The sequence below is a fragment of the Ruegeria sp. CDSA020 genome (assembly GCF_059612345.1).
On record NZ_JBXWQK010000005.1, the window covers coordinates 339,443 to 352,559 of the forward strand.

13 protein-coding genes are annotated in these 13,117 nt (G+C 57.4%); 2 read left to right on the top strand and 11 right to left on the bottom strand.

The window, feature by feature from the left end; all coding sequences use genetic code 11:
* The first annotated feature begins 11 nt into the window (after positions 1-11).
* Positions 12-602: an HD domain-containing protein gene (locus tag AC2FJW_RS11170; protein WP_496750129.1), complete on the top strand. Its 591-nt coding sequence runs from the start codon at positions 12-14 to the stop codon at positions 600-602.
* Here the strand turns inward: AC2FJW_RS11170 and speB are convergent.
* The 10 genes from speB to AC2FJW_RS11220 form a co-directional block, all read right to left on the bottom strand.
* Positions 599-1,441: an agmatinase gene (gene speB / locus AC2FJW_RS11175; RefSeq protein ID WP_496691693.1), complete on the bottom strand. Its 843-nt coding sequence runs from the start codon at positions 1,439-1,441 to the stop codon at positions 599-601. The genes AC2FJW_RS11170 and speB overlap by 4 nt on opposite strands.
* Positions 1,438-2,607, bottom strand: a complete 1,170-nt coding sequence (gene nspC, locus AC2FJW_RS11180) for a carboxynorspermidine decarboxylase (protein WP_496750090.1) — start codon at positions 2,605-2,607, stop codon at positions 1,438-1,440. Before nspC ends, speB begins: the two co-directional genes overlap by 4 nt.
* A gap of 85 nt (positions 2,608-2,692) precedes the next feature.
* Positions 2,693-3,916, bottom strand: coding sequence for a saccharopine dehydrogenase family protein (locus AC2FJW_RS11185; RefSeq protein WP_496696201.1), 1,224 nt, complete (start codon positions 3,914-3,916; stop codon positions 2,693-2,695).
* Between the two features lie 21 nt (positions 3,917-3,937).
* Positions 3,938-5,827: a biosynthetic arginine decarboxylase gene (gene speA, locus AC2FJW_RS11190; RefSeq protein WP_496750091.1), complete on the bottom strand. Its 1,890-nt coding sequence runs from the start codon at positions 5,825-5,827 to the stop codon at positions 3,938-3,940.
* Positions 5,828-5,926: 99 nt separating this feature from the next.
* Positions 5,927-7,009: a DUF1513 domain-containing protein gene (locus AC2FJW_RS11195; protein ID WP_496750092.1), complete on the bottom strand. Its 1,083-nt coding sequence runs from the start codon at positions 7,007-7,009 to the stop codon at positions 5,927-5,929.
* Positions 7,010-7,012: 3 nt separating this feature from the next.
* Positions 7,013-8,023 carry an imelysin family protein gene (locus AC2FJW_RS11200; RefSeq protein WP_496750093.1) on the bottom strand — a complete coding sequence of 337 codons (1,011 nt, stop codon included), beginning with the start codon at positions 8,021-8,023 and terminating at the stop codon, positions 7,013-7,015.
* Positions 8,023-9,564 carry a di-heme oxidoreductase family protein gene (locus AC2FJW_RS11205; RefSeq protein WP_496750094.1) on the bottom strand — a complete coding sequence of 514 codons (1,542 nt, stop codon included), beginning with the start codon at positions 9,562-9,564 and terminating at the stop codon, positions 8,023-8,025. The genes AC2FJW_RS11200 and AC2FJW_RS11205 overlap by 1 nt, the downstream gene beginning before the upstream one ends.
* Positions 9,524-10,009 carry a bacterioferritin gene (gene bfr / locus AC2FJW_RS11210; protein WP_142635826.1) on the bottom strand — a complete coding sequence of 162 codons (486 nt, stop codon included), beginning with the start codon at positions 10,007-10,009 and terminating at the stop codon, positions 9,524-9,526. Before bfr ends, AC2FJW_RS11205 begins: the two co-directional genes overlap by 41 nt.
* Positions 9,957-10,250 (bottom strand): (2Fe-2S)-binding protein, encoded by a 294-nt coding sequence (locus AC2FJW_RS11215; RefSeq protein ID WP_142635828.1) that lies wholly within the window; start codon positions 10,248-10,250, stop codon positions 9,957-9,959. The genes bfr and AC2FJW_RS11215 overlap by 53 nt, the downstream gene beginning before the upstream one ends.
* A 128-nt stretch (positions 10,251-10,378) precedes the next feature.
* Positions 10,379-11,650: an imelysin family protein gene (locus AC2FJW_RS11220; protein ID WP_496750095.1), complete on the bottom strand. Its 1,272-nt coding sequence runs from the start codon at positions 11,648-11,650 to the stop codon at positions 10,379-10,381.
* A 237-nt stretch (positions 11,651-11,887) separates the two neighbouring features.
* Here AC2FJW_RS11220 and AC2FJW_RS11225 point away from each other — a divergent pair, with 237 nt between their 5' ends.
* Positions 11,888-12,421: a ZrgA family zinc uptake protein gene (locus AC2FJW_RS11225; protein WP_496750096.1), complete on the top strand. Its 534-nt coding sequence runs from the start codon at positions 11,888-11,890 to the stop codon at positions 12,419-12,421.
* A gap of 57 nt (positions 12,422-12,478) precedes the next feature.
* Here the strand turns inward: AC2FJW_RS11225 and AC2FJW_RS11230 are convergent, their stop codons facing one another.
* Positions 12,479-13,015 (bottom strand): bacteriocin fulvocin C-related protein, encoded by a 537-nt coding sequence (locus tag AC2FJW_RS11230; RefSeq protein WP_496750097.1) that lies wholly within the window; start codon positions 13,013-13,015, stop codon positions 12,479-12,481.
* Positions 13,016-13,117 lie beyond the last annotated feature (102 nt).

Here is a 13,117-nt window from a genome sequence, read left to right on the forward strand (position 1 = left end):
AGGACCGGACCATGCTGGACAAAACCCACAAACCCACCTGGACCAGCTTTGAAGAGGCGACCAAGGCCGATTGGGACGCCGTCATGGAATACGAAGAGGCCTATAACGCCGCGTTGCCGGACAGGATACTGGATGCGATCCGTTCGCTGGACGAGGATTGGACGCCCTATCCAATGAACCGCTATCAGCACAGCCTGCAGGCCGCGACGCGCGCCTATGAGGATGGGGCGGAAGAAGAGCTGGTCGTCGCAGCGCTGATCCACGACACCGGCGATATCCTGTCTCCCTATAACCATGGAGAGCTGTCAGCGGCGATGATGAAGCCCTATGTCAGCGATAAAACCCATTGGATCCTCAAATATCACTGCGTGTTCCAGGGCTATTACTACAATCACCACCTGGGCGGAGACCGCAACGCCCGCGACAAGTACCGCGACAGTCCTTATTGGGAGGAATGCCGCTATTTCTGCCATGAATACGACCAAAAGGCGTTCGATCCGGATTACCCGACCAAACCGTTGGAGTTCTTCGAGCCGATGCTGCGCCGTGTCCTAAGCCGCGGCGAGGGGCATATGGAGTTGAACGAAACCGCCGAAGGTTAGCAGGCGGCCATCAGACGGTAGACGATCTGTGCGGCGGTAAAATCCCAGGCGGCATTGCCGTCCGGGGCCAGCTCGACCACGTCGAACCCCACGCATTTGCGCCCACGAAGGGCATGCTCGACCAGTTGCAGCGCCTGATAATAGCCCAAGCCGCCGGGCACGGGTGTTCCTGTGGCCGGCATTTGCGAAGGGTCCAGCCCGTCGACATCAAAGCTGACATAGACCAGTTCGGGGAAATCCTTGGGTAGATCGACCGCGTTGATGTTACCGGTGACCAGCTCCTCGGCATCAATGTGGAACACGTTGTTCTTCACCCGGCTCTGCGCCTCTTCGGTCGAAAAGGCCCGGACGCCGAATTGGGCCAGTCGGACGCCTTCTTCGGCCAGCAGGTGCATGACCGAGGCATGGCTGTGTTTTTCACCCTGATACGTGTCGCGCAGGTCCGCATGCGCATCAATCTGGACGATCCCGATCGGTTGGTTCAACGCGCGGGCCACGCCCATCACCGCACCGTAGCTCAGCGAATGCTCACCGCCCAGAGTGACCGGTACTTTACCAGCGCGAATGGCGGCTTCGGTGCGCAGGGCAAGGCGTTCCATCACTGCAGGCATAGGGCCGTCACAGTTCAAAGGTTCCTCAGTGAAAATACCCGCTGTGCAAGGCTCGGCAAGGCCGGTGATGCGCTCCAGCTCGTTGCTGGCCTCGATGATCGCCGCCGGGCCACCGGCAGTACCCGAGCCGTAGGATACCGTGCGCTCCAGCGGTACTGGGATTACACGAAACCGGGCGTTTTCGGTCCGTTCCGATGTGGTCAGTTCACTGTCGAGGAAAACGCTCATGAGAGCCTCTCTTTAAAGTCGTCATAGCCGAACTGTTTGATAATTTTCAACGCGCCGGTTTCGCTGTTCCACAGGGCGATTGTGGGCAGGGGGACACCGTTGAAGGTGTTGGTCTTGACCATCGAATAATGCGCCTGATCTAGGAAGGCAAAGCGTTGGCCGATCTCAAGCGGTTTATCCCACGTATAGTCGCCGATCACATCCCCCGCCAGACAGGACGGGCCGCCCAGACGGTAGGTATGGCCTGCCTCGGCCTCGTCCATCAGGGCCGGGCGATAGGGGGCTTCGATCACGTCCGGCATGTGGCAGGTGGCCGAAATGTCGGTGATCGCAAGGGTCATGCCATTGGTCGGCAGGTCAAGGATTTCACCGACCAGAATCCCCGCATCCAGTGCCACAGCCTCGCCGGGTTCAAGATAGACGTCGACGTCATGGGTCTCGCGGATCTCCTTGATGAACGCGATCAACCCATCACGATCATAGTCGTCACGGGTGATATGGTGGCCACCGCCGAAGTTCAGCCATTTGAGATGACCCAGGAACGGGGCGAGTTTTGGTGCAACGGCTTCCCATGTGCGCATCAAGGGCTCGAACCCTTGTTCGCAAAGTGTATGCATATGAAGGCCGTCCACACCAACCATGATTTCATGGCTTAGTTGGCTGACCGGTGTGCCCAGACGCGAACAGGGCGCGCAGGGGTCATATTTGGGTATCTCGCCTTCGGAATGTTCGGGATTGATGCGCAGGCCGACCTGTACTTTGGAGGCCTGTGCCTTGGCTAGGAACCGGTCCTTTTGCGCGGGCGAGTTGAAGATCACATGGTTGGACAGCGACAGAATTTCATCCATGTCCGCTTCCTTGTAGCCCGCGCAGAAGGTGGCGACTTCGCCGCCATATTCTTCGCGGCCTAAACGCGCCTCATAGATACCGCTGGCGCAGGTGCCGTCAAGATGTTGGCGGACCAGCGGCGCAAGCGAGAACATCGAAAACGCTTTGAGCGCACTCAGCACTTGCGCACCTGACTGACTGCCGACGTCGGACAAGATAGCCAGATTTTGCTCAACTGCTTTTTCGTCGACCACAAAGCAAGGCGTTGGCACGCGGCTAAGGTCGAAATTGCGGAAAGCACCGGCATCGCCTGCTTGGGTGGTCATCATGTCGGACATATCAGGCGTCTCCGAATTTGGAGAGGGCGGGGGCGCTGCCCCCCGGACCCCCCGAGGTATTTAGGGCCAGATGAAACTTGGCGGATCAGAACTCGACCGGGCCGTCCAGTTCGTGGACCTGCCACGGCAGGCCATGTTCGTTCAGCATGTCCATGAAATCATCGGGGTCGAGCTGTTCCATGTTCCAAACGCCGGGTTGCACCCAGTTGCCTTTGAGAACCTGCGCGGCACCGATCATGGCCGGAACACCAGTGGTATAGCTGACCGCTTGGCTGCCGACCTCGGCGTAGCATTCCTCGTGGTCGCAGATGTTATAGATGTAATAGGTTTTCTCGCCCGAGCCATCCTTGGCCTGACCCGTGGCGATATCGCCGATACAGGCCTTGCCCTTCGTTTCCGCACCCAGATCGCCGGGATCGGGCAGTAGGGTTTTCAGGAACTGGATCGGGATGATCTCTTTACCGTCGTGCATCACCGGGTCGATGCGGGTCATGCCGACATTCTCCAACACCTTGGCGTGGGTGATGTAGGCGTCGCCGAAGGTCATCCAGAAGCGGGCACGCTCAATCTCGGGGAAGTGGGTGGAGAGGCTCTCCAGCTCCTCGTGATACATCAGGTACATGTTTTTGGGGCCGATGGCGGGGAAGTCAAACTCGACCTTATGGGTCATGGCGGGGGAGTGTTTCCATTCGCCGCCTTCCCAGTGGCGCACCTCGGCGAGAACCTCACGCAGGTTGATCTCGGGGTTGAAGTTGGTGGCGAATTCCTGATCGTTGCTGCCGCCATTGGCGTCCAGAACGTCGATCTGGCGGATCGTATCCAGCTTGTGTTTTCTCAACCACGTCGCAAAGACAGACGTCACGCCCGGATCAAAGCCCGAACCGAGGATGGCGGTCAGTCCTGCCTGTTTGAACCGATCGTGATAGGCCCATTGCCAGTGATACTCGAACTTGGCTTCGTCCTCGGGCTCGTAATTCGCGGTGTCGATGTAGTGGATGCCCGCCTCAAGGCACGCGTCCATCAGCACGAGGTCCTGATAGGGCAGGGCCAGGTTCACGAGGACCTCGGCACCGGTGTCCTTGATCAGTTTGACCGTGTCCGCGACCTTATAAGCGTCCAGCTCCGCAGTAGCGATATCAACGCCCACACGCTCTTTCACGGCCTTGGCAATGGCGTCGCATTTCGACTTGGTGCGGCTGGCCAGCGTGATTTCAGTGAAGATGTCCGAATTCATCGCCATCTTGTGCACCGCAGCGTGAGAGACGCCGCCCGCGCCGACAACCAGCGTTTTGCCACTCAAAGTTCCCATGGGGTCATCTCCTCTCGGGGGTTATTCGTAATAGGTGTAGCCATTGATCGAGTCGCGATATGCGCTCATCAGGGTTTTGCGGTCTTTGGCCAGCAGAGTACCGGTCGAGATCGCCTCGTCCACCATTTTGCGGAAGGCGGCGACACAGTCGGCCGGATCAAACTCGACATAGGACAGGACCTGACCAATGGTGTCGCCCTCTTGCTCGTGCAGCAGATCGAAACCGCCATCGGAGCGCAGGTCGATGGTAACCACGTTGGTGTCGCCGAACAGGTTGTGCAGATCGCCTAGCGTTTCCTGATAAGCACCAACAAAGAAGACGCCCATGAAGTATTCGTCATTCTCGGGCAGGGAATGTACCGGCAGGCTGGGCGAGACACCGTCGGCCAGAATAAACCGGTCAATCTTGCCGTCGCTGTCGCAAGTGATATCGGACAGCACCGCGCGGCGGTCGGGCGTTTCGTTCAGACCCTGCAGCGGCACGATCGGGTGTAGCTGGTCAATGGCCCAGACGTCGGGCAGCGATTGGAACAGTGAGAAGTTGCAGTGATAGATATCAGCCACTTTTTCCAACTGTTCGTCGACATCCGTGTCGAGTTCATCACTGGCAGCCAACGCCTTGAGGCGGGCCATCAATGACAGATAAATGCGTTCGGCGCGCGCCATCTGGCGCAGGTCGATATATCCGCGGCGGAACAGGGCGCGCAGCTCGTTGCGATAAAAAGTGGCGTCGTTCCAGCATTCCTGAAGACGGTCGCTTGAGAGGTATCCGTGCACGGCGGCAAGGTCCGAGACTAAGTGATGATCATCCGCCTCGACCTCAGGGCCGTCTGGCGCGTCATAAAGCGTGCTTTCCAGCACGTTGAAAACTAGCATGGATGAGGTCGCAACGATAGCGCGCCCGCTTTCGGTGACCAATGTGGGGTGCTCAACCTCGGCTTCATCCATGGCATAGGCCACGGTTTCGACCACGTTGGCGCAGTATTCTTCTACCGTGTAGTTGATCGAGTTTTCGGCGGCTTTCTTTTCGCCCGTGTAATCCACGCCCATGCCGCCACCCAAGTCCAGATGGGTCAGCGGTACGCCTTCGCGGGTCAGTTCGGTATAGTATCGGCAGGCCTCACCCACGGCGCGGCGCACGTCGTTGACGTCCTGCACCTGCGATCCAAGATGCGAGTGCTGCAGCTTCAGGCAGTGCAGCAATCCGGCGGCCTTCAGCTTGTCCACCGTGGCGACCAGTTGATCGGTGTTCATACCAAAGGCGGAACGGTCGCCCGAGCTTTCTTCCCATTTCCCGCTGATCTGGTTGGTCAGTTTAACCCGTACGCCGATCAGCGGTTCGATGCCCAGTTGGTTATAGACTTCGATCACCGTGTCGGCCTCTTTCGGGCTTTCCAGCACGATCACCGTATTGAACCCGATTTTACGGCTGAGGATGGCCAGCTGGATAAACTCGGCATCCTTGACGCCGTTGCAGACGATCAGCGCCTCATTGGCCAGACGATGGGCAAGCGCGACCACAAGTTCCGGTTTTGAGCCAGCCTCAAGGCCATAATTGTACTTCTTCCCAAACTCGACGATCCGGTCGACCACCTGAGCCTGTTGGTTGACCTTGATCGGAAAGACACCGCGATAGCTGCTTTTGTACCCAACCCGGGCAATCGCCTCTGCAAAGCATTCGTTAATATGGACAATCTCGTGCTCCAGATAGGAGCTGACGCGCAGGATCATCGGAGCCTTGATGCCGCGATCGTCCAGATCACGCAGAATACCGGGCAGGCTGATTGCAGCAGTCTCTGGTGCAAGGGGATTGCGCAGACCGATTTCGCCGTCTTCCGTCACCTCGATGAGGTCTTTGCCCCATTTCTCAACCCCGTAGATGGAATGCGGTGCGTCGGGCGTCTGTTTCAATCAAGTCTGTCCTTAACCTAGGGTGCCTGCTTCGCGCCCGCCAATACGGCAGCAATTCGATTCGTCCAAGTGTAATCTATGTGTCGGGTTTTTCCGAATTTATACAGGCAGACCAACGGGAACCAGATGGTTATCCCACTGACAATCCGGCCGGGCGGAAATGCGGGCCTTGGCAGTAAGCGCTCCGACCAGTCCGGTGCCTGTGGTGAAGACAAAACCGGAAGGCCCGGCACCCAGGCCGCAAACATCCTCAAGTGGGGTCGTGTCGTTAAGTTGACCGGTCAAGCTGTCGAACCGGAGCAAACTGTTGCCGCGAGGGCAAGTGATGGCGATGGTTTTGCCGTCCCCGGCAAAAGCAATGCTGCCAGCGTAACCCTGCAAGGCACTTTGCACCGATTCCGGGGCTGCAAGCAGGCACGGAGCCTCGCCTCTTTTGTGCAGTCCCAGCAAAGGCGGGTGGGTTAACTTGTTGCCCTGCCATTGCATTGCAAACCCAACCAGACCGTCGGATCGAACGGCAAGGTGCCGGATCGAATTTTTATGCAGTGTGCGGGGCAGCTCTATCTGTTCCAGGACCGAGCCTGACAGACTCAGATAGGCTAGGCGCGGTTGCATGATGGGCAGATTCAGCTTGGTTCGGCCCATTTCAGGATGTGTTTCAATGCCGCCATTTGCGATGATCAGAGTTTCCCCATCCGGCATGAGCTGCATATCATGCGGCCCGACCCCGCCCGAAGAAAACTCGCCCAACCGCGTGTAGTCCTCCGAGTCCCAGACGCCAATCACACCCTCACCGGCCTCATAGTCGTTTTCGGTGGTGAACAGATGGGTTCCATCCCGGGAAAACACGCCATGGCCATAGAAATGGCGGCCTTTGGGAGCATCCATCCGTGCGGTTTGGGTTCCGCTCTTGCAATCGATCACCACGCCAAAGGTGCCAGGGCGGCGGGCGAAAGCCACGGCTTGCGCGCGTGAGGGATGCGCCGCGGCGGCATGGCCGCGCGCCGGCAGGGGGAGAGAGAATAAGATACCGCCTTCAGAACTCAGGCCCGCCAGCCGATAGGTACCGTCCGGAAACAGCGCCGCCGCCAGGAAATCTGGCGCGCCGACAGTCGACCAACCTTGTGTTGGGGCAAGGCTAGCTGCAGCCAGGCCCGCAAGGAATTGACGGCGGCTTGTCATGGCTTAGTCCCCGTCCAGCGAATTGAATCCGGCACTGATACCCAAGGTCGGGCCCAGCTCGGTTGCTGCAATCGTGCGGATGTCGTTGATCATCTGCTGCAAGGCTTCGACCCGTATCCGACCCGAAGGTGTCGAGACACCGGCCAGTGTAGGGTCGTCTAACTCACGCGTGCGGATGATAGCCTTGTCGAACGCATTATCCAAATCAGCGGCAATCTGCGGATGATCTGCGGACAGCCCGGTGGCCAGATCGCGCAGCGTGATCAATGACAGTTCGACCTGGCGTAGTGACCGTTCAGACCTGCGCGCTTCGGCCCGATTGGGACGGGGGCGCTCTAGGGTGCCCATGGGGCGCCCAAGGCGTGTTTCGGCAGTGAATTCCAATCCGGTGATCAGAGCTTTGTAAAGTTCCTGCATGGCCTCATCAGCAGACCGGTAAGGACTGTCTCCGCCGGGCATGGTCAGGTTGGCAGAGAAAGGTTGCCAGTCGTGGTCCATCGCCTTCGCATTGCGGTTTATATCTGCAGCAATCGCCCGGATCAAAGCGCATCGATAGGCCCTGTCGCCCTGATCCGCGAGGGCTGGGTCGAATAGCATCAATTCAAGTGCAAGAAACCCGCGTCCCGCGATCGAAGCCTCGGCATAAGCCTCGGGGGTGTCAACCACCGCGTCTTGGGTGGCAATCAGGCCGGATAGGGTTTTGGGTGTAAACCCTTTTGTGTCTGGCCAGAATGCCATCGCAAATGCGCGGTCATCGACCTCGGAGGGGCCAAAGCGCAAGTGGCTTACCGTGACCCAGCGGTCGAATGCCAGGTGATAGGCTGCACGAAGGTTCGGTGAAACGGCTGTGCAATCCGCCTGCGCTGCCGCATCCAGCGCAGCTGTTGCGTCAGATAGCTGTGCGTATCCGGGAAGAATGTGCCCTTCAACTACATCTGTCAGGATCTGGCTGGGATTTTGCGCCAAGGCTGACAGGGGCAGAATAAAGGCAATGGCCAGGCCGAGGGCACGCATCAGAGGCTCTCCAGAAAGCGGATCAAAGCGTCGCGGTCGGGTTTTGGCATAGACACAACGGTGTCGCGCGCCGATTGTGCCTCTCCGCCGTGCCACAAAATAGCTTCCAACAGCGACTGCGCCCGCCCGTCATGCAGAAATTGTGTGTGGCCAGAGACCTGCCCGGTCAGGCCGATCCCCCAAAGCGGGGGCGTGCGCCATTCCCGGCCTGTTGCGCGTGCTTCGGGTCGGTTGTCGGCCAAACCATCGCCCATGTCATGCAACAGAAGATCCGTATAGGGCCAGATCAGCTGAAAACTGTGCTCGGGCCGGTCGTCCATCCGGTGGGTGACATAGGATGGCGTGTGGCACGAGGCGCAGCCGGTATCGAAGAACACCTGCTTGCCGTGCAGGACCTGCGGGTCACCGATATCGCGCCGCGCGGGTACGCCCAGATTGCGGCTGTAAAACGCAACGAGGTCCATGCCCAGTTGGTCGATTTCAAACACGCGGTCATCGTTGTCCCCATGGGGCGCGCCAACGCAATCCACCTGCAATTCCGTACACTCCCCATGGCCAGCAGGGTAAAGCGGGCTTGAGATGCCGATATCCCCTGCAAAAGCTGCAGCAGACTGCTCCATTATCGTAGGCATCCCGGCTTTGTGGCCGAACCGGCCCATCATCGGTTCACCGTATTCGGTTGACCAAACGATGTTGGGGCGGCCGGAAATACCATCGCCATCCGCGTCATCCGGGTCGGCTTGGGCCAGCAGGTCCTGCACGGGAATTGCCTCAAGCAATCCCAGACCGATCATCTGCGGAGCCACGCGCGGGCTCAGCATCGCCTCGGGGTGCAGCGGGCCATATCCAAGATCCGCCGCGGTATAGGTCGGGCTGCGGAGAATGACCGTTTCGCCGTCTGATAGCGCGACAGGAAGGTCTTCATAGGTGATGTCCAGCCGGTACTCGGCAGGGTGGCCCGCAAGGGCCAGATCCTGCAGCTGCCCGCCGTAATTGGGTTCGGGCTGAGTGGCGATGTAGTCCGCGATTTCATCGATTGTGCCGCCACCGGGGATTGAGACCCGAAGGAACATCGAAACAGCCCCGTCATCGGGCCCATTTGGTGTGTGGCCGCGCCCGTCCTTGATGTGACATCGTTGGCATGACCGCGCATTGTACAGCGGCCCCAACCCGTCCGAGGCCAGGGTCGAGGATGGCGAGGACACCCAGATTTTCTTGAACAGCCCGTTGCCGACCTTGAAATCCAGTTCCTGTTCGAATTTCAGATTGCCCGAAGGTTGCGAAAATGCATCTGCGTCCTGACGTGCCCTTACGGTTGCGGCACCGGCGGGCAGGTCCTCGAACCGTTGCGCGGCGTCGAAATCCGTGGGCGCGGCGATCACATCCGCGATCCGGGCCTTTTCATCTTCGGTTTTGGGTTGGAAGTTGAGATGCAGATCCTGCAGTTCAGCGGACAGGATCGGGGTGGCTGCAACCGCAGCCACCGCTACAAGCGAGAGCTTACTCGCCTTCGTCCATTTTCGATGCGTTAAGTTGCGCATAATTGGCTTCGCCAATCCTTTCGTACAAATCAAGCTGTGTTTCGAGGAAGTCGATATGGCCTTCTTCGTCACTGATCAGGTTCTCGAACAGAGACATAGTGACGTAGTCGCCCGCCTCTCGACAATATTCACGGGCCTCAACGTACAGGGCACGCGCATCATTCTCGGCAGCCAAATCACATTCCAGAGTTTCCTTCGGGGTCTGTCCAATCCGAAGCGGGTCCAGTTTCTGCAGGTTGGGGTGACCTTCCAGAAAGATTATGCGCTCGATCAGCTTGTCGGCATGACCCATCTCTTCGATGCTTTCCTCACGGCTTTTCTTTGCCATGTGGGTCAGGCCCCAATCCTCTTGCAGACGGTAATGCAGCCAATACTGGCTGACTGCCGTCAATTCATGCCGCAGAGATTTGTTGAGGTATTCTATGACTTTGGGATCGCCCTTCATCTACACTCTCCTGTGATGCCTTGGTGCGTAATGCACAAAGCTGCATGGGGACTTCCAGATTATCGCTGGCGCGCATGGTGTCTAGGAAAAGCGGCATGCATCCGCCACAATCCGCTGATTTTCCAAGGGCATGATAGATCTTGCCAGGGGTTATGACTGCCCTAGGGTCGGAAACGCGCATCCAGTCGATGGCGGCATGAATCTCGGTGTCTGTGATCTTGGTGCAATGGCAGACGATCATGGAGGTGGCGCTCTGGTTTGTATTCTGACTATATTAGTCAGTTATTAAGTGCGTGTCCTGCGACATACTGTCAGTTAGCCGAAAATGAGTTGGGGGCGGGATAGTCCTCCGCCCCCGAACCGCTAGGTTTACTGGAAAACAGCCGTCGGGTTGTCCAGGCTTTCAGAACCTTCGAACTCAATCTGATCGACGTCCAGAATGGTGACGATCCGCTCGATTGTCTTGGTCTGGTCCACCAGCCCGTTCACACCGCCCATGATCAAAACTTCGCCACCTTCGTTGCCGCGTTCCAGCATCTGGTCATAGGCGAACCCGGCCTCGGCTGTGGATTTGATCCGACCCAGCGCCTGCATTGTGTTGGCCAGCTTCAGCTTCATCTCGGCGTCCAGAGGTGGGTCGGAGGCAATCACCAAGTCCGAAAGCGATGCACCGCTGACAGGAGTTCCGTCGATGCGGGTATAGTTGCCCAAATAGACGTTCTGAATGCCAAGACCATCATAGTAGTGGCTGTTATGCGTGTTGTCCGAGAAGCAGTCATGCTCTTCCTCGGGATCGTTCAACATCAAGCCAAGACGCATCCGCTCACCGGCCTGCTCACCATAGGACAGCGAGCCCATTCCGGTGAGGATCGCGCTTATTCCTGCGCTCTCATTTTCGGTCAGGGCGGTTCGTGCCGCGCCTCCGTCCTGCCATTGGGTCGCCATCCATTCCAAATCGGTGACCAGCAGTTCAGTCACGGCCTCAAGGTACTGGGCGCGGCGGTCACAGTTGCCGCCGGTGCAGGCATCACCTTGGGCATAGTCCGTCCATGGACGGCTACCCGCGCCTTCACCGTGGCCGTTAAGGTCCTGGCCCCACAACAGGAACTCAATCGCGTGGTAACCAGTGGCGACGTTGGCCTCGATCCCGTCTGCCTCGTGCAAAGTGCCCGACAATAGTTCCGGGGTGATGTCGTTGGCATCGATTGGTTCGCCTGAAAGTTCAAAGCTTGGGTTGGCGATGACGTTCAATGCGGCGAACTCATTCTCGTCGCTCGGGCCGCCGTAGGTGGTGTCTACATAGTCGATCAAGCCCTCATCCAGGGGCCATGCGTTCACTTTACCTTCCCAATCATCAACGATCGCATTTCCGAACCGATAAACCTCGGTCTGCTGATAAGGGACGCGGGCCGCAATCCAAGCGGAACGGGCGGCATTCAGTGTTGCGTCGTTTGGTTCGGAAATCAGCGCGGTCACGGCGCGCTGCAGCGATTTGGCTGCAATCAGGCTGTCATCGTACTTCGCCTCGGCGATATTGGCGTAGGTATTCAGAACATCTGCTTTCGAGGGGGTCTCGTTTGCAAAAGCAGAGGTGGCGGTCATCAGAGCCACGGCGCTTGTCAGGATCAGGGGGGTATTCATTGGGGGGTAGTCTTTCTTGTCAGATAACAATGGGTTCGCGCGATGCTACGTTCGGCCAATTAACTGATAGAAATAGTCAACTAAGTCAACCTGAGTTTTATAGTCAGGTAAATTGTGAGCGAAAATAGCTCATTCCTACCCAAATCTAGTGGGCTTTGGTGTATTGTGACGCGATTGCGCGAATGTTTTTTCAGTTTAGAGTCGCTTAGTTGATTCTTTTCAGATGGTTCCATGGTCATGAAGTTCTTAGTATTTGTTTTAACGCTTTTCCCGGTAAACGCGTTGCCTCAGTCTCAGGTTGCAAATCAGCACGAGCATGGGCAGGGACGATTGGCGGTTTCCTTTTCGGAAGCCGGGATTTCAATTTCCCTTGTGGTTCCTGGTCTTGACGTCCTGGGGTTCGAAGGCCCAGCGGAAACCGAAGGCGATCAAGCCTCGGTCGCCGGAGCCATTTCCGAATTGTCCAACCCGCTTGATCTGTTCAGTTTGCCTGAAGAGGCGGGGTGTTTCACTGTCTCGGCCAATGTCACCCTGTCTGGTGAAGGGTTGGGACCGGTCGTAGACAACGGATCAAATGTGCATACCGAATTCAGGGCAGACTATCAGATGCAGTGCCAGGACATGACGCATCTGGACCACGTCACCTTTCCTTATTTTGACCGCTTTCAACGTGCTGAATCTCTGATTGTTCAGATCGACAAATCCGGGAAGGTTGATCGTCACACCGTGACGCGCGACGCGCCTGATTTAGACCTCAATACTGGCCTGTAATTCGGCAAAGAAAGCAAAGGCTTTGCTGCCAGAATAGGTTGGGCTTTCCTGTGTTCTTCAGCACCAGTTCCCAGTGCAAAGGCCATCGCATGTCTGAAGCCAGAGGACCCCGCATCCAACGTTAGTCTTCTTGCACCCACCGGCAAGACATTCCTGCATTGCCCCACAATCATTGTGCCACCACATACAGGATCTCGAAGACGAACATGTGCAGGTAGGCGGCGCGCCTTTAGCAATTTCGATAATCGGGCTATCGCAAGCATTGTCGCCGAGTTGCTGCGTATATTTATGAAACACCGAGTGATCTGGAAAAACCTTCTCGATCACAGGCGACAACTCATCAAGACGAGAAGTGGCCGTATGGTTCGCTTTGTCTTCGGAGTAGCAGTCAGGATTGAGTAAATCCTGTAGCTCGGAAAGTAACCGGCACTGAGACTTGTCAGACAGTGCCGCAATGCCTTCACTAAGCCGGTCTTGCCACACTGCCGCCTGAACAGCGGCGGGAAGGCAGTCAAAAATTGACTTCTGTTCGGCGATGTTCAATGCCGACAAGCCGATCCGAAATTTTGAGATAGATGATACGGGATTGTACATAGTAGCCCCCTTTTCTAAGGGGCCATCATAACACATTTTTCGTTTGCGCGTTTGTCCCGACCTTCTGAGGGCGCAGAGAACAGGCTGAAGCAAGGGCTCGAT